The sequence below is a fragment of the Methanocella sp. MCL-LM genome, assembly GCF_049676595.1.
Classification (GTDB): domain Archaea; phylum Halobacteriota; class Methanocellia; order Methanocellales; family Methanocellaceae; genus Methanocella_A.
Genome location: NZ_CP187259.1, coordinates 3,107,824 through 3,123,625, shown reverse-complemented (window position 1 = coordinate 3,123,625; position 15,802 = coordinate 3,107,824). Strand labels below are relative to the sequence as shown.

Below are 15,802 nucleotides of genomic sequence, written 5' to 3'. Positions count from 1 at the left end.
ACCGGGCCATCGTTATGACCTGGAAGCGGTTGCCGCAATCCTGGCACTGCATGCACTTCCGAGAGGCCGGACTGTCGAACAACACGATAAACGAACGAAGGTTCTGATCATTGCGGATGGGTACGCTATTCCGGCTGTTGCATGATGGGCACTCGATTTCGCTTCCCATATCTATCAATAGGAATGATCTTATTGCCTGTGTATATATTTCTGTTGTGATATTAGTCATCCCGTGTCAAGCGCTCCTTGTCAGCTAGTTGCACGGGCACTCACACCAATACTTTCTACTTAGTATTACTGAATTTGTAAGCCATATTTTCAGTTATTTTAAGATAATAAGGGCAATTTTGCTTATTTTTTTGAAACAGAAAGTTAAAATATGTTCCAGTAAAAAATTGTTAATTAATTCTACTCCACTAATCGGTAATGTTGTGGAGTTAACGGACGTGTGGGCGATGCTAACCTCTATCATGGCAATAATGACGGGCGGTGTAAGCCGCAGTGGTGCTGTCAAAATGAACAGCGCCTATTATGAGAAAATTTTGTCTTATCTACCAGACCCAATCATGGTCAGGGACGCAGATCGTAACATCGTGTACGCGAACCGGGCTGCGCTGGCGCTGACCGGCAAAGGGAGCCACGACGGGATCAAATGCGATCGTTTCATGTGCAACAATATTCCCGCGGGGTACTGTGACTCCAGCTGTCCAATTGAGAAAGCTTACCGTTCCGGCCAGAAAGAGTACGTGCACGATGTCAAACTCAAGAATGCCCACGGCGACGTGATGTACGGCCTGCTCACGGCCATCGTGATGACGGACGACAAGGGGAACTTTGCGGGCGGCATGGAGATTATCCGGGACACTACTGCCCAGAAGAAAGAGGGGCTTGCTGCAAAGCAGCAGTCCGAGCACATTCAGAACCTCATCAAAGAAGTCCCTGCAAGCCTCATCATAGCGGACACTAACCACACTGTCACCCACGCGAGCAACGGCTTTTCGTCTTTTACCGGCAAGCGGGTCGACGAGATGATCGGCAAGAAGATCAAAGACGTGCTGGGTGTCAAATCCGATACAGTACTGGACGTAGTTATCGAAACTCACAAGAGCGTCCTTAATGAGGAGCGTAAGATCCCTACGGGCAAGGGCCAGTTCCAGCCTGTCCTGATCTCCGCCATCCCTGTGAAGGACTCAAAAGGGGACTATATCGGCGGCATCGAGCTCATCCAGAACATCCAGGCGCTGAAGGACAAGGAAAACGAGGTAAAAGCCCAGCTCGAGTATAACAGCCGGATGTCCGCCAGGCTCATCAGCGGCATCGAGGCCATCGCAAACGGCGACCTGAACGTAGTCCTCGCCAAAGAGCGGGACGACGATTTCGGCAGGACTATCGACGCCTATAACCGCCTGGTAAACGACCTGAAGGTACTGATCCTCGAGGTGAAGGCCAACGCCGACGAGACGAGAAACAAGGCCAAGGAGATTGCTGACAGTGCCGGGCAGATGAGCTCCAGCATTCAGCAGGTGGCCGCCGCCTCGAACGAGATCTCCCACGGCTCGGAAAACCTCGCCCGGCTGTCGGAAGAGGCGTCCACCCGGGTCAAGGAGACTAACCTGCTCTTCAAGAGGCTCACCGACAATGCTACCAAATCCGCCGCCCTCGCTAACGAAGGGGCGAAGAAGGCCAAGGAAGTCGGCAGCGAGGCTGCTAACGTCTCCAGCGGCATGAAGAGCATCAGAGCTGCGGTCAGCGAGACCACCGAAGTTGTCTCCGGCCTGAACAACGCCGTCAAAGAGATCGGCAAGGTCACTGATACCATCAAGAGTATCGCCGATCAGACAAACCTGCTGGCGCTCAACGCGGCCATCGAGGCAGCCAGGGCCGGCGAGCACGGCCGGGGCTTTGCCGTGGTGGCGGAAGAGGTCCGCAAGCTCGCCGACGAGTCCAGGAAGAGTACCGAGCGCATCAACAACCTGATCGAGAACGTGCAGCACGAGACTGACCGGGTCATGCACTCCATCGATAAGGTCACCAGCGAATCTTCCGAGGGTGAGCAGGTGATCACCAGCGCGATGACCAAGATCCAGGATGTCGTGGCGTCGGTCGACCTGATCAACGCCGTGAGCTCCGAAGTTTCCGACGACGTGAAGAAGGGCAGCACCGCCCTCGACTCGATCTCGAGGAGCATCGAGTCTGCAGCGGCGACGGCAGAAGAGACCGCATCGTCGTCCGAAGAGACGAGTGCCGCCATCGAAGAGCAGACTGCGGCCGTAGAAGAGCTCAACGCCAGCACCCAGGTGCTCAGCGACGTCTCGGAGAATACGTACAAGCTGCTGTCCGATAAGTTCAAGGTCGAGCTGCCTGCGGCGACCGGCTCCGTCGGCTCCCAGAAAAAGCGTGTACAGGTATAAGGGGCTTAACAGCCCCGTTATCCTTTTAACTTTTTTTAAAAACTAGCTCTTCAGAGGCTTTTAAGAAACCCTTCCAGCCCGGACCTGTGCCTGTTCTCGTCCCTGGAGGCGGCGTCGAAGAACGTGGCCGCTTCCTGGTGGCCCTCTTCCCTGGCGATCCTCGCGGCGTCCAGCTTTTCTTTCGTGGCCATGGTCTCGCCCTGGTGCATCATCTCAAGGTTGGCCTTAGTGTCCCCAATCTTGCCCAGCATCGTCGCCACTTCGCAGGCGTGCCCGGCCTCTTCCCAGGCCAGCTGTTTCAGGTACATGGCAATATCCGCCCGTCCTTCCAGCTCTGCCTTCTTCGCCATGGCAAGGTACAGGCCTACTTCCATTGTCTCTCCCTTGAACGTCGCTTCCATAATGTTAGTGATCTTGCTCATGTTACTTTCCTCCCTGGTGCGCAGCCGGCGATCTGGCTTCCGTCGTACTGTGCAAAAATTTCCTCGGGGCGCCACACTTCCTGCAGAGGTGCGGCCTTATGGCGGCCTTGTTTACGAAGTCGCACTTTTCGCATTTGTACTCGTTGAGCATATCTATCACTTGTCTGCGCAAATTCATTCGTATAAACACGAATGATTAACTGGATATTGTCTTCTAAGGATATAACCATTTCTATTATTGTAGTTATGGTAAGGTCATGGGACGCATGTACTAATCAGCTATCTTGCAGGCGTAGCTGTTGATCTCGGGCTATCCAAAATTAATATATTCATGGAACGCTTGAAGTCTAACCTGTATGGACGACTTCACTTCAGCCCTGCGAAGGGGGCTATCCGGCACCGTGAAAGGTCCGGCGCTCATCGTAGCCGGCCTGCTGTCAGGCCTGATAACCGCTATCACTCTTATCCAGTACGGCCCGCTAAACAGTATCGTTAACTCGACTCAGCCGGACATGATCGAGACCCTCTTCGTCCTCGGGACATCGATCGTGCTGCCCATGTTTGCCATGCCCTTCATCCTGGGCGGCGCCCTCGGCTGCGCGGTGGCTCAGTCTGCAGGTGGTAAATCCAGCTGGGCGCTGTTCGTGGAATCTGGCAAAAAGAACTACCTGAATCTCCTGATGGCAGGCATAGCCGCCTGGCTAGTCTTCTACTTCCTGTCCCTGTTCATGGTGGTCCTGATCTTCCTGGGCTCCGCATCTTCGCTGCTCATGATTTTACTGGTCCTGATCGGGGGTATCGTCATGTTTATGGGCCTCATGTTCATCGAGTTTTACGATATCTCGATCGTCGCGGGCGGAGCCGACTTCATCCGGTCTTTCGGAGCAAGCATCGGCTTTGTCAGAAAACACCTGCCCGTCGTCGTGCCCTTCTTTATCCTCCTGGTGGGGCTCAAAGTGCTGGTACAGCTGCCGCTGTTGACCGCATACCTCCTGAAAGGCATCGCGATCATCGCGGCCAATCTCACCTATTACGATAACGGCTCAGTGAACACTACTCTCATGAACGAGACGGTCAACTCCACTACCGCGGCCTTTCTGTCCATCAGCTTCAGCGCACCCTCGCTACTCGCCATCATGCTGCTGCAGGGGCTGGTGCAGGCCATCGTATTCGCCTTCCTCGTATCCTATAAGGCGGAGTTTTACCAGTGGGCGAAGAACATCAAAAAGATCACTGACTTCGACTACGACTTCTCTGCCGATAGGCAGTGAGAGCTTATAGTCTGCGTGAAAACCGGGCAGAATGCCCGGCCACTTTTTTAACTTACCATGCAAACAATTATATCTATAGCTGCAAACTTATAATCATGAATTTGCAAAAAACTGAGCTGGCTGTCATCTTATTATTACTCCTCTCCACGATGGCCATCGGCTTAGTCTATCTCGCTTCTACTAACTCGTCCTTCCTTCGCTCGGCTAAAGCGGGCCACGACGGTTCTATCACTGTGGAAGGCATCCTGCTCCACAAGGATATCACATACACAGGTAAGCACGTGCTCATGACCGTCAAAACTATCGACGGGCCGGTAGCCGTATTTGTCCCGGCTGCGAGCGACAGTTACACTGTGGCATCAAAAGCGGAGCCCGGGTGTAACCTCATCATCACGGGCAAGGAGCAGGAGTACAATGGCAAGCCGGAGATCGTCGCCAGCGCCCTGGCGATCAGGTAGATCCAGATAACACGTTGTCCAGAGTGGTACAAGGATATATGGCGGTCGACGAGGCGTTTCGGGTCTGCCCCCGCATCAGCGGGGGATGCGGAGATGACGGGGTAATGGACGCCTACGTAGTGGCGTCGCTTAGGGCTTGCGAAGCAATGTAATGTCGGCGGCAGCGATAGCGCCCGCCGGCCTTTCGTTGCGAGGGTGCGAGCCCGGCCCCGGCATCGGAGCACCCGAAACGACGAGTAGCCTGCCATCAGGCAGGCGTCGACCCGCTATGGTGTAGTATTATGCTGTTTATAGGTTTGATTGAAAGAAGTCATCCGACGGCCGTCGACCCATAGAAATACTATCGCAATTCATAGCCCCTTCTATAGTCAGCGTACGGGGGAACTTTTTGGAAAAAGTTCCCCATGCGCCCCCTCAAAAACATCGCTTTAAAAATGCCCTTCGGGCTAAATCGGGTGTCGAGAGTCAGGAAAACCTTTTAAAAAAGGTTTTCCGACAGCCTTTCTAAAACAACTATATGCGCCGGTCGGGAATTGAACCCGAGTCTATAGCTTGGCAAGCTACAGTGATAACCACTACACTACCGGCGCATTACGGTATAACGTTTTTCTTCACAGGCGCAAAGGCGCTTATTTTTAAAACTTAATTTTTGGTGGTGCGCCGGTCGGGAATTGAACCCGAGTCTATAGCTTGGCAAGCTACAGTGATAACCACTACACTACCGGCGCATCGCTTTTCTGTGTGATGCAGACTCCTAAATGCACTTATCAGATATAATATTTTCGCCCCGCAGGGCGAAACGTCTATTAGAAACTTACAGGCCTCCGCCTCTGGAGCGGTGCTTGTTTCGGCTCCGGAGCGCCGGTACCTGCGTTTTACTCTTGCTGAAGGTGATGTTCAGCAGTAACGGCGTGATGATAGATGTGACTATTATCAGCAGCCCAAGTACTGAGAATATCTGGCTCGTAACAAGGGGCTGGCCTTCTGCCGTGCCGACCGCGAAGAGCACTGTCGAGCCTATCTGGGCGATGACCAGGGTGTCTTCTCCGACGCAGATCGCCGAGCTGCCGATCTTGTTGGCCTCGAAGGGCTTGAAGCCTCCGGCGTAAGCGCAGCCGGCGATGGCTCCTATGTACTTGGATACGAGCACGCCTGCGAGGAGCAGCAGGAAGAGCAGGAAGTAGTAGGGTATGCCGATGCCCAGCACTGACAGCGAGGCGCCGCCGAAGATGGCGCCGAAGTCCATCTTCATGCCGATGAAGGCGAAGAAGATGGGGATGAACAGCCCGTAGCCGACTGCCTTGATCTTGGGGGCGATCACGGTCTCCGAGAACGGGGAGCCCGCCAGGATGGCGCCGGCCAGGAACGCGCCGATGACCGGGGTGAGCTGGAGCCAGTCGCTTAGCCAGGCTACGCCGAAGAGGATGACCAGGGACAGGGTGATGATCGTATCGTCCTCGCCGGAGCGGCGGGAGATGCCCAGCAGCCAGTTTGCGACTTTGCCGCCGAACTTGATCACCAGGATCATGAAGCCGAGGATGAGCAGGCAGAGCTTGAACGACGACCAGCCGATCTCCGGCACGAGCTTGCTAAAGTCGGCTCCGCCGCCAGAGGCAACCATGGTCGTGTACACGCCGATGACCGACAGGAAGACGGCCAGCAGCACGATGGAGAAGATACCGTCGGTGACTTCGACGGCAACCAGGGTTTTGAAGACGTTGGAGAACCTGTCTCCGATGGCTGTCAGATACCTGAAGCCGATGACCGTCGAGGTCGAAGTCAGCGCGACACCTACGATGCAGGCCTGCGCCAGCGAATAGTAGAATTCCTGGCCCATGGCCAGGTCTATGATGAGTGTAAAGAACGTTGCGACGACGAAGACCAGCGACGCTCCGATCAGTGTGATAGCGGTAGCGCTCCGGGCATTTGCCTTCATCACCGTCTCGATGTTGATCGACAGGCCCATGATGAACATCATGAGCATGACGCCCAGGTTCGCCATGAATTCGAGGTCTGTCGTGTACTTATTGATCATTTCCGGCAGGAGCAGCACCATGACGATGCCCACGAGAAGCTCGCCGATGATCGAGGGGAAGCCTAACCGCTCTGAGATCGTTCCCAGAATTTTACCGCCGGCCAGTATCAGCAGTATCAGTAAGAGAAGGTCAGTATCTAACACTTTTAATGCTCCATCCGAGAGCAACCATCAGGTTGCCACCCTACCCTTTTAACGCCATATTGGGGCGTTTATCTACTCATATACGTCCCATCTATTTGTACTTGTCTGTTTTACGGACGCTGGAAAAGAGCTCGTTTCCCGTATGGCTGCCATATCGTGGAGCAAAGAAGTTCTCCCGGTCACAAAGCCGGCCATGCTGTGGCCGGTTTTGGACGGCGGTAAAAAAAGATAGCGGGTTCAGCCGAACAGCAGGATTGCCGGCATCAGCACTCTGCCGCCGAACAAGATGACCAGTACGGCCAGAATCACGAATATGATCACCAGCCACTTTGCGATCTCCATGCTGAACCCCGCCACTCCTCGTGCACCGAGGACATATGCGATCAGCGCCAGTACCAGAAAGACTACCGCTAACCAAATCAGACCATCCATAGTATCACCAACTTTGTTGTTATATCTGTCCTATCTTTATAAATATAAACGTTCATTGCATTTTGTACTTAGATATATGAAAAAATCCGTATAAACACCTATACACACGATTTACTGGTAAAATAATCCTGATCTACTGCTTACTGCCCTTATCTAAGCATTTACGGCCCATGCAGAAGACTTTAACCTGTCAGCGTAAAAGATTGCCCAAAAACCGGCGATCTCTATGATAATCCAGTATATACGCAGCATGTCAGGCTTCAACCGGAACGTGAAGCTGTTCCTTGCCCAGGTATTCATCATGGGTATCTACTCGGGCATTTACGGTATCGTGTTCAACCTCCACGTGCTGGAGATGGGGTTCAGGACGGATTTCCTCGGGCTGATGCTGTCGGTGTCGCTGCTCGCAGCATCGGTCGCCTCTGTGCCCGCCGGCTTCCTCTGCGATCGCTTCGATCACAAGAAAATTCTGGTCGGATCGACCTTTCTGTCGGCCCTGGCGGTACTACCGCTGTTCATCTCCTCGTCCCCGCTGGTCTTGCTGGTGGCCAGCGCCCTCGGAGGCATGCTGGGCTCGATTAGCACCGTCTGCGCTACGCCGTTTCTGACGGAAAACTGCGAGAGGGACGAAGCTGTCCACGTGTTCAGCGCCAGCTCAGCGATGGGCTGGGCTGCCTCTGTGGTCGGCGCCGCCCTCGGCGGCCTGATTCCGCTGATCTGGCCTATCCTTCACCTGCAGGCAAACCGCTACCAGCTTACGCTGCTCGCGTCCGTCGTACTGCTCTTCGCCGGCTGCGCTATGTTAGTGTTCATGCGGAGCAGCAAATGCAACAAAGTTCACGCCAGGAAGTCCTTCTCGCTGAAGGTGCGGCCCTCGCCAGAGACGCTGAAGTTCGCTGCGATCGCCGTCATCATCGGTCTCGGCTCCGGCATGGTGGTGCCTTACTTCAACGTGTACTTCACCAAAATTGTCCGGGCTAGCATCTTCGAGACAGGGCTGATCTTCGCAGTCGCCAACATCTTCATGGTCGCCGGGTTCATCGCCATCCCGTACATGGCCGGAAAGCTCGGCCGGGCGAGGTCTGCGGTGATTACCCAGGCTGCGTCGCTGCCCTTCCTGATTCTCATGGCGATCACCACGAACCTGATGGCAGCCTCGGCCGCGTACGTCATGCGTATGATGCTGATGAACATGGCCGGCCCGGCGACGACCAGCCTGCAGATGGAAGTCATCAGGCCCGAAGAGCGCGGGTTCGCCGTGGGCCTGATCTCCACGGGGAGCAGCCTGGCGGTAGCAGCCAGCACCTATGCCAGCGGCCTGCTCATGGCGGGCGGTAACTATGTGTTGCCGTTCACCGTCACCTGCATCGCCTACCTCGCCGCAGCAGGACTGCTATATTACTTCTTCGGCCACCAGGAGGGCCGGGAAAGTAAGGATACCACTGCGGCGGCGTGAACTTGCTGTGTTGAATAATTCTGGGTGATCGTGAGATACGCCTTTTGAACGCCTGCTTTAGCAGGCGTTCTCGAGGCGATCCGCTGGACGATCGCTGCGCTGTGCCAGGATCACAGATTGAAACAGATTGCACCGATTTCACAGATGACCTTAGAATAAATGCGGTACGCGGTAAATCGATTTCCAATTGATTTGTATCTGTGTAATCTGTGGCATCTGTCAGAATCTGTGATCTGGCACAGCGCAGCGATCGTGTACGTTCACGAGCTTACCGGCAATGTCTTACGAGTATCCGAGTAATCTGTAACAGGCACAGCGCAGCGATCGTATTGCTGAGTCACTCTACCTGCAATGGCTCCGCCCGGGGAAGAGAAAATGAATTTGCCTTGTCGCCTGCGTGAGCATGGTCACGGCAGGGACGCAGCCCGAAAAGCAGGTGTCACCACCTGCTCCTCTTATCCGATCGGCGAAGGCGCAGGCAGAAGACTATAAACTAGTCTTGCTACACCCCCTATTTCAGTAGCAGGAGGGATGGAAACGGAATTTGTGAAAAACTACCTGGGTACGGTCGCCGGCTTCAACCGCAACGTCCGGCTATTGCTGCTCCGCACAATAATGATGGGGCTCTACACAGGTATCCACGGGCTTATCTTCAACTTCTACATCCTGGAGATGGGCTACAAGGCTGACTTTCTGGGGCTGCTAATCTCGATATCCCTGCTGGCCTCGTCCACGATGTCCATTCCGGCCGGGGTGCTGTGCGACCGGTTCGATCGCCGGAAGCTGCTGGTCATTTCCAGCGTGCTCGCCATGCTGGCCACGCTGCCAGTTTTCCTGCTGAGAGACCCCTCTGTGATGCTGCTGTTCAGCGCCGCCGGGGGCATGTTCGGATCCATCAGCGCTGTCTGCCTGACGCCGATCCTTTCGGATAACTGCAAACGCGACGGGACCGTGCACGTATTTAGCGCCAACGCTTCGCTGGGCTGGATCGCTTCGGTGATCGGGTGTGCCCTCGGAGGTCTTCTGCCTGGCCTGATGATCGCTCACCTCCCGCTGGGCGGGAGCGGATATCAGCTCACGCTGATAGCGTCTGTGGCTCTGCTAGGCCTGAGCTGCCTGTTTGCGCTGCTGCTGAAAAAGGGTAACAAGTGTGCCGGGCCTGCTCCGAAGGCAAAGGCAAAGTCGAGGTTCAGGTTCTCGCTCAAAGATCTGCGGCCGTCCCCCACCGTGCTGAAATTCACCCTGACCAGCGTTACCTTCGGCGTTGCCTCCGGCATGATCGTGCCGTACTTCAACGTGTACTTCATGAAGGTGCTCCACATGGACGTGGTCCAGATTGGCCTCACTTCGGCGGCAGCCGGAGCTTTCATGCTCGTCGGCTTCATCATCACGCCCTATGCGACTTCCAAGATCGGTAAGGTTCGCTCAGCCGTGGTCACCAAGCTGATCTCCGCCCCGTTCGTAGTGGCGATGGCCTTTACTAAAGACTTCATGATCGCCGCCGGCGCCTACGTAGTCTACATGTTCCTGATCAATATGGCCGGCCCGGCGACGACCAGCTTCCAGATGGAGCAGATCAAGAAGCACGAGCAGGGCTTCGCCATCGGGCTGATGTCTACGGGCAGTTGCCTCGCTGTATCTGCGAGCTCGTTCGTCAGCGGCCTGCTGATCTCCAGAGGCAACTACACGGTCCCCTTTATCCTGACCTGTGCCGGCTATGTAGCCACCGCTGTACTGCTCTACCACTATTTCAAGGACGTCGAGCCCCTCCCGCTGCTCCGGCCGGTGGCGAGAGTGGCGGCTGACTAAGCAGCCCTGGTGAGCCCACGTTAAATACGCCTGGCTCCAGGCCGTCTTATTTTTTATCCACGCAGCCGCAGCATACCATTCTGTCCGTTCTGCGTCTGCTAATTGCCCACGATTTTGCCGAATGACGTGCTGAATCTGCAAAATATGTTAATCAATATTTTAGTCTAAACTATGTCGGTGGTCGGGTCGGTGATGCGGGACTATGTACGCGCTTTGAAAAACTCGACTCTTAACGCCAGGGCCTTCGTCGTATTCACCTTTCTGATGTCTCTTTACATAGGCATCTATAACGTCATCTTCAACCTGTACGTGATCAAGCTTGGGTACACCGAGCAGTTCCTGGGGCTGATCATCTCAGCCTCTATGATCTCGACGGGCCTCTTCGCGTTTCCGGCCGCCCAGTGCTGCGATCGCATGGGTAGCAAGATGTGCCTGGTCACTTCTGGCCTGCTGACCGCGGTCACGTTATATCTGCTGTACACTGTCACATCGATGGAGCTCCTGCTGGCGTTGAGCCTTTTAAACGGCATCTTCGGCGCTATTCCCACGGTCATCGGCCACCCGTTTCTGGTCGAGAACAGCACCCAGGAAAACCGCCTGCACCTGTTCAGTATCAACTTTGGCACCATCATGGCGGCCACCATCATCGGCACCTCGGTAGGCGGCTACCTGCCGCAGCTCTGCCAGGCGCTTTTCGGGCTGCAGGAGATCGGCGTGGATGCGTACCGGTACACGCTGATGATCTCGCTGGCCATCGCGGCGCTGAGCGTCGTGCCGCTGATCTTCATCAAGGACCGTAAGAAGCCCTGCCCGGTACAGAGCGACATGAAGGCGTTTGTCCGCAAGCTGGCCGAGTCGAAGGTAGTCCGGCAACTCGTGCTGATCAGCTGCCTGATCGGAATGGGCGCCGGCCTTATCGTCCCCTTCTTCAACGTCTACTTCCACAAAGTACTATTTGCGACCCCGGGAGAGATCGGCATCATCTTCTCGATCGCCCAGGTTTCCATGGTGGTAGGCGCAACTATCGTGCCCTATATTGCCAGCCGCATCGGCAGAGTCAGGATGGTCGCTCTTACCTACCTGTGCTCTGTACCGTTTCTCTTGCTGCTGGCGCTAACCTCGAACCTGTACCTGGCGGGGGCTGCGTACGTGCTCCGCATGCTGTTCATGAACATGTCCTCGCCTGTCAGCAACAGCTTCTCCATGGAGATCGTCGACTCGGACGACATGGCCTCGGTCTCCAGCCTCACTTCGACCGGGAACTACATCGCTATCTCGATCGGCTCGCTGATAGCCGGAGTCATGATGTCCTGGGGGGCCTACACGATGCCCTATCTCAGCGCCTGTGTTTTTTATGCCCTCGCCTCAGTCCTCTACTTCAAGTTTTTCCACCGGCACGAGGAGAAAGCGAGTGTCCAGGTTCAGGAGGTCGAAGTCAGCGTGTAACCTGCACATCCGCCTGAGCGTGAATCGGAGATCGTCAAGGTTATAGGCTATTGTTGACAGAGTACTGCTTATGCGAAACGTCCTGGTAGGATTTTCGACCCTCTCGCTCTTCTGGGAGTCGCCGCCAGAATGGGTAAAAGCGGCCAGAGCTGACGGGTTTGGCGCCATCGAGATCCTCTGCGAAGGCCCGCAGTGGCCCAGAACTGCGGACCCGGGCCGAATTCGCGAGGCCACAGAAGGCTGCGACCTGGAAATATACCTGCACTCGCCCACGATAGACCTCAACCCGGCGAGCGTGAACCCGGGAATCAGGGCCGAGACGCTGCGGCAGCTCCGGGAGACGGTAGACATGGCGTCCGCCATAGGCGCCCGCTACGTGACGACACACCCCGGCCTCGTCCACAAGGATAAGGTCAGGGGTATCTGCTCCGAGTTTGCCAGACAGGTCCTCGGCGAAGCGGCAGACTACGCGAGGTCTGCCGGCATCACGCTGTCCATCGAGAACATGCCCGCAGCCCGACAGTACCTCTGCAACACTCCTGCAGAGCTCTCCGATTTTCGGACGCACTGCCGGTGCGGTGTCACGATAGACGTCGGGCACGCGATCCTCTGCGCTGAGCCGGGGGCCTTCCTGCGGCTGCCCGAAATCTCGTACCTCCACGTCAACGATAACAAAGGCGAGCGTGACCAGCACCTCTGCCCGGGCGAAGGTATCCTCGATCTCGCCGTGCTCCGGGGTCAGCCCCGCCTGATCATAGAGCTCGACGACTACTCAAAGGTACTGAAGGGCCGGGATAACATATTACGGGCAATTATGCCGGAGAAATACGGCGATTTGCCTGTTTAGCAAGCGATTACGTCATATAAATACGAATCGTGGCACGAAAACTGATAGTATATAAAATAGCAACCTATTTATAACAATTTTTTCAATTAAATTGAAATTATCAGCCGGTTTTTCAAACCGGGCAAGCAAAAACGACAAAGTTAATAAAAGATATGCATTTATTTAGGTTCTGTGCTGGCATAGTGCCACACGATCAATCTAGCTATCGAACGTCTCGAGCCGGCCAGGCTCGAAGGCCATTACAAACATAAGACGCTTTACCACAGAAAGGTGAGTGGATGGAATACGATCGGGCTTTGAGAATGGAGATAATGAACGGGTACCTCAACGATACCCGGGAACGGTTCGAAAACATCAACCAGAGTTACTTCGACAATCAGATACCGGACATCATGCTCCGGATCAGCGACCGGCTGCTGAGCAGGATCGGCTATGCGCACAGCAACCCGCTCGGCATCGTTCTGTCCTACAGGTACATGGATAAGTACGGCTGGGATGTGATGGACGAGGTGCTGAAGCACGAGATCGCCCACATCTACGCGTTTCACTTCCACGGCGAGCGGGGCCACCGGGGCATCAACTTCCGCAGCGCCTGCGAGATGATGAACGTCTCCCCCACGGCCCGGACTAACGAGCTGTTCGTCGACCGGGAAAAGTGGCATTACCGCTGCCGCGCGTGCGGGCAGACCTACTCCACCTACCGGCCTTTCAGCACGGTCCAGTACTGCGACTGCGGGCAGAAGTGCGACGAAAACATGCTGATCAAGATCACCAAGGACCAGATGACTTTACCTTTACAGGAGTTCCGCGCCCACATCCGCCCCAAGATCACCGTGTACAAGTGTACCCAGTGCGGCCGGGAAGTCAGGCGGTACAAACGCTGGTCGGAAAAGCACTCCTGCGCAGTCTGCCACCCCGACGAGTACAACGAGAACTGCCTGATGCAGCTCGTAAAATAAGTCTATAAGCTCCTTTTCACTTTTTCATTTCCCGGCCGGGAGTCCCCGTACCGGGGTCGCCTTCGGGATCGATCGACCCGCCTGCCGGCGTTATTATTCCAGAATACTCATTTATGGCCGGGCCTCGTTCGATAGATCATGGACTTCGCAGCCGTAGTTCACAGGCACGGGGAAGACACTACTCAGCTGGCGATGATCAGGCTCGTCTCCCGGATCCGCCAGATACTGGAGTTCAGGGTAGACTCGGCCGTCAACGGGGTGCTGACGATCTCGATGGATGAGCTGCGGGAAGATGCCCTGAAGGTGGCCAGGGAACTCGAGGAATTTCCGTTCGACGAAGCCGAAAAATGCGCCGTCATAGAAAAAGCGTGGGAAATCATTGGTCCGTAAGCAGGTTTAGCCGATGATCTTCTGGTAGGCGACCACGTCGAGCCGCTGCCCGAACTTCTGGCCGACCTCTCTGTAATGGGCACACTTATCGTAGCCGTTTCTCTCGAACAGCCCGATGCTCCGGGCATTTTCCCCGCAGATCGTGGCGACCAGCACGTGAATGCCCCGCTCTTTCGCTATCTGTTCGATGAACTGCAGCGCCCTGCTTCCGAAGCCTTTCCCGACGCTGCCCGGGACCAGGTACACGGTCACCTCGGCAGTTCCGTCGTACGCTTCCCGCTTCTTGTGCTGCGTCAGCAAAACGTAGCCGCAGACTGCGCCGGCTTCCTTTATCACGTACGTCCGGTACCGGGGGTTGTCGAAGAACACCAGCTCCCGGAACTCGTCTCTGCCGAACGCGTGGGCGTGGAAGGTGGCGGTCGTGTTCAAGACATAATGGTTGTAGATGTCCAGCACCGCATCAAGGTGCTCTTCTCCGATCTCCTCAAAGTTGACCGTGTCCGTGTACATACCCTCTCAGGGACAGCTATCTGCGTCGTGATTATTAATATCTAATCTTTCCCTCTGCGCTCTGGCTACAAAACTATTTTAACACCCTCGCAATATCGATGCAGTGGTAGAAATGAGTGGTGACATCAGACCCTTCGAGTGTGCGATGTGCGGCCAGTGCTGCGCTAACCAGGACCTGATCCAGCTGACGTCTTACGAGCTGTTCCGGCTGGCAGAGCGCCTGAACGTGCCGCCGGCGGAGCTCTTCAGCCGCTATTGCGAGATCGGAGCAACTTCGCTGAACCCGATGATTCACATGTACCTCCGGACGGTTGAGCAGCGGTGCCCGTTTTTGGATGGGAAGCTGTGCAGCGTGCACGATGCCCGGCCGTATGCTTGCCGCGCTTATCCGAAGCGGCAGGCTTACCTGACCGCCGGGGAGATGAAGACGTTCGTCCGGTCGAGATATCCCATGCTCGAGCCGACCTGCGATCTCTTCGGGCTGGACGACACGGTGGAGATGATCGGGGACGCGGACGTGCTGACCGATCAGACGATCGCCTACATGACCGACGAGCTATACTTTAACACCATCAGGCCAGAGCAGGTCGACCTCACCGTGCCGTACGACGTCACCGACTCTTTCTTGCGGGACGGGTTAGTAAGGGAGATCGTGCTCACGTATCTGGCCAGGCCGTATCTTGGATCGCTGGCCGACACTCCCCTGACGGGCATCATCGCCATGACGCTACAAGCCCGTGTATGGGGCGCAGGAGTGTCCTTCGTGCGCCAGCCTTCGGACATCGCCGTCCAGGAAGACGCCCGCATCGGCCAGTACCTGCTGGCGAAAACCGATGCGACTTCTGTCGAGGCGCTCAGGGCGCTTGTGGAAAGCGGGCGGATGGACCTCGGGAGGGCCTTCTTTACGACTGCAGCCGACGGCAAAGCCCGGATTAGCGCAGTTTACGCTTCAGCCTCAGATAAGGTTGCTATCGGGTTCCAGCTCGAAGCAGATGCCTCTGCAGTGGAGCGTTTGACGAATGGCGGAGCACGCCCTGCGTACGTGTTCTTCCTGCCCGAGGACGGGTCTTCCACTAAAGCCGTGGGACTTGCCGTCGGGGGCTGATTTCAGGCTTGCGCAAATTATATATGCCAAATATAATATAATATGTTGGAGAGCATTGAATAGACTTGCAGGGCCGGAAAATCTTAAATACTATAAGGGTAGATTAG

At 55.6% G+C, this 15,802-nt stretch carries 15 protein-coding genes and 2 tRNA genes; 11 read left to right on the top strand and 6 right to left on the bottom strand.

Annotated features, from left to right (window positions below; all coding sequences use genetic code 11):
• The first annotated feature begins 455 nt into the window (after window positions 1-455).
• On the top strand, window positions 456-2,411 hold the full coding sequence (locus ACPLPM_RS15885; protein ID WP_424360000.1) for a methyl-accepting chemotaxis protein: 1,956 nt from the start codon (window positions 456-458) through the stop codon (window positions 2,409-2,411).
• A gap of 50 nt (window positions 2,412-2,461) precedes the next feature.
• Here the strand turns inward: ACPLPM_RS15885 and ACPLPM_RS15880 are convergent, their stop codons facing one another.
• Window positions 2,462-2,833: a ferritin family protein gene (locus ACPLPM_RS15880; RefSeq protein WP_424357745.1), complete on the bottom strand. Its 372-nt coding sequence runs from the start codon at window positions 2,831-2,833 to the stop codon at window positions 2,462-2,464.
• Window positions 2,834-3,189: 356 nt separating this feature from the next.
• On the opposite strand from ACPLPM_RS15880, the gene ACPLPM_RS15875 reads away from it, so the two are divergent.
• The 3 genes from ACPLPM_RS15875 (at window position 3,190) to ACPLPM_RS15865 (ending at window position 4,714) form a co-directional block, all read left to right on the top strand.
• On the top strand, window positions 3,190-4,104 hold the full coding sequence (locus ACPLPM_RS15875) for a hypothetical protein (RefSeq protein WP_424357744.1): 915 nt from the start codon (window positions 3,190-3,192) through the stop codon (window positions 4,102-4,104).
• Between the two features lie 95 nt (window positions 4,105-4,199).
• A complete protein-coding gene (locus tag ACPLPM_RS15870) occupies window positions 4,200-4,562 on the top strand; it encodes a DNA-binding protein (RefSeq protein WP_424357743.1) in 363 nt (120 codons plus the stop codon).
• Between the two features lie 23 nt (window positions 4,563-4,585).
• Window positions 4,586-4,714: a hypothetical protein gene (locus tag ACPLPM_RS15865; protein WP_424357742.1), complete on the top strand. Its 129-nt coding sequence runs from the start codon at window positions 4,586-4,588 to the stop codon at window positions 4,712-4,714.
• A gap of 366 nt (window positions 4,715-5,080) precedes the next feature.
• Here ACPLPM_RS15865 and ACPLPM_RS15860 read toward each other — a convergent pair.
• From ACPLPM_RS15860 to ACPLPM_RS15845, 4 genes are all read right to left on the bottom strand, one after another.
• Window positions 5,081-5,152 (bottom strand) — tRNA-Gly (locus ACPLPM_RS15860).
• 63 nt (window positions 5,153-5,215) lie between these two features.
• Window positions 5,216-5,290, bottom strand: a tRNA-Gly gene (locus ACPLPM_RS15855).
• Between the two features lie 86 nt (window positions 5,291-5,376).
• Window positions 5,377-6,741, bottom strand: coding sequence for a cation:proton antiporter (locus ACPLPM_RS15850; RefSeq protein ID WP_424357741.1), 1,365 nt, complete (start codon window positions 6,739-6,741; stop codon window positions 5,377-5,379).
• Between the two features lie 237 nt (window positions 6,742-6,978).
• Entirely contained in the window at window positions 6,979-7,173 is a 195-nt protein-coding gene (locus ACPLPM_RS15845; RefSeq protein WP_424357740.1) for a DUF1328 domain-containing protein, read from the bottom strand.
• Between the two features lie 226 nt (window positions 7,174-7,399).
• Between ACPLPM_RS15845 and ACPLPM_RS15840 the strand changes: the two genes are divergently transcribed.
• From ACPLPM_RS15840 to ACPLPM_RS15815, 6 genes are all read left to right on the top strand, one after another.
• On the top strand, window positions 7,400-8,629 hold the full coding sequence (locus tag ACPLPM_RS15840; protein WP_424357739.1) for an MFS transporter: 1,230 nt from the start codon (window positions 7,400-7,402) through the stop codon (window positions 8,627-8,629).
• A 531-nt stretch (window positions 8,630-9,160) separates the two neighbouring features.
• Window positions 9,161-10,438 carry an MFS transporter gene (locus ACPLPM_RS15835; RefSeq protein ID WP_424357738.1) on the top strand — a complete coding sequence of 426 codons (1,278 nt, stop codon included), beginning with the start codon at window positions 9,161-9,163 and terminating at the stop codon, window positions 10,436-10,438.
• Between the two features lie 171 nt (window positions 10,439-10,609).
• Window positions 10,610-11,884, top strand: coding sequence for an MFS transporter (locus ACPLPM_RS15830; protein ID WP_424357737.1), 1,275 nt, complete (start codon window positions 10,610-10,612; stop codon window positions 11,882-11,884).
• Window positions 11,885-11,954: 70 nt separating this feature from the next.
• Window positions 11,955-12,731, top strand: coding sequence for a sugar phosphate isomerase/epimerase family protein (locus ACPLPM_RS15825; RefSeq protein ID WP_424357736.1), 777 nt, complete (start codon window positions 11,955-11,957; stop codon window positions 12,729-12,731).
• Between the two features lie 278 nt (window positions 12,732-13,009).
• Window positions 13,010-13,690, top strand: coding sequence for a SprT-like domain-containing protein (locus ACPLPM_RS15820; protein WP_424357735.1), 681 nt, complete (start codon window positions 13,010-13,012; stop codon window positions 13,688-13,690).
• 138 nt (window positions 13,691-13,828) lie between these two features.
• Window positions 13,829-14,080, top strand: coding sequence for a hypothetical protein (locus tag ACPLPM_RS15815; RefSeq protein ID WP_424357734.1), 252 nt, complete (start codon window positions 13,829-13,831; stop codon window positions 14,078-14,080).
• 6 nt (window positions 14,081-14,086) lie between these two features.
• Here ACPLPM_RS15815 and ACPLPM_RS15810 read toward each other — a convergent pair whose 3' ends face one another.
• The gene (locus ACPLPM_RS15810; protein ID WP_424357733.1) at window positions 14,087-14,590 is read right to left on the bottom strand and encodes an N-acetyltransferase family protein; all 504 of its coding nucleotides are present in this window, start codon (window positions 14,588-14,590) and stop codon (window positions 14,087-14,089) included.
• Window positions 14,591-14,702: 112 nt separating this feature from the next.
• Here ACPLPM_RS15810 and ACPLPM_RS15805 point away from each other — a divergent pair, with 112 nt between their 5' ends.
• The gene (locus ACPLPM_RS15805; RefSeq protein ID WP_424357732.1) at window positions 14,703-15,695 is read left to right on the top strand and encodes a YkgJ family cysteine cluster protein; all 993 of its coding nucleotides are present in this window, start codon (window positions 14,703-14,705) and stop codon (window positions 15,693-15,695) included.
• Window positions 15,696-15,802 lie beyond the last annotated feature (107 nt).

Excerpts from the sequence above, each read along its gene's own strand:
- ACPLPM_RS15885 (WP_424360000.1), top strand. The coding sequence starts at position 456 with ATGCTAACCTCTATCATGGCAATAATGACGGGCGGTGTAAGCCGCAGT.
- ACPLPM_RS15880 (WP_424357745.1), bottom strand. The coding sequence starts at position 2,833 with ATGAGCAAGATCACTAACATTATGGAAGCGACGTTCAAGGGAGAGACA.
- ACPLPM_RS15875 (WP_424357744.1), top strand. The coding sequence starts at position 3,190 with ATGGACGACTTCACTTCAGCCCTGCGAAGGGGGCTATCCGGCACCGTG.
- ACPLPM_RS15870 (WP_424357743.1), top strand. The coding sequence starts at position 4,200 with ATGAATTTGCAAAAAACTGAGCTGGCTGTCATCTTATTATTACTCCTC.
- ACPLPM_RS15845 (WP_424357740.1), bottom strand. The coding sequence starts at position 7,173 with ATGGATGGTCTGATTTGGTTAGCGGTAGTCTTTCTGGTACTGGCGCTG.
- ACPLPM_RS15840 (WP_424357739.1), top strand. The coding sequence starts at position 7,400 with ATGATAATCCAGTATATACGCAGCATGTCAGGCTTCAACCGGAACGTG.
- ACPLPM_RS15835 (WP_424357738.1), top strand. The coding sequence starts at position 9,161 with ATGGAAACGGAATTTGTGAAAAACTACCTGGGTACGGTCGCCGGCTTC.
- ACPLPM_RS15830 (WP_424357737.1), top strand. The coding sequence starts at position 10,610 with ATGTCGGTGGTCGGGTCGGTGATGCGGGACTATGTACGCGCTTTGAAA.
- ACPLPM_RS15825 (WP_424357736.1), top strand. The coding sequence starts at position 11,955 with ATGCGAAACGTCCTGGTAGGATTTTCGACCCTCTCGCTCTTCTGGGAG.
- ACPLPM_RS15820 (WP_424357735.1), top strand. The coding sequence starts at position 13,010 with ATGGAATACGATCGGGCTTTGAGAATGGAGATAATGAACGGGTACCTC.
- ACPLPM_RS15815 (WP_424357734.1), top strand. The coding sequence starts at position 13,829 with ATGGACTTCGCAGCCGTAGTTCACAGGCACGGGGAAGACACTACTCAG.
- ACPLPM_RS15810 (WP_424357733.1), bottom strand. The coding sequence starts at position 14,590 with ATGTACACGGACACGGTCAACTTTGAGGAGATCGGAGAAGAGCACCTT.
- ACPLPM_RS15805 (WP_424357732.1), top strand. The coding sequence starts at position 14,703 with ATGAGTGGTGACATCAGACCCTTCGAGTGTGCGATGTGCGGCCAGTGC.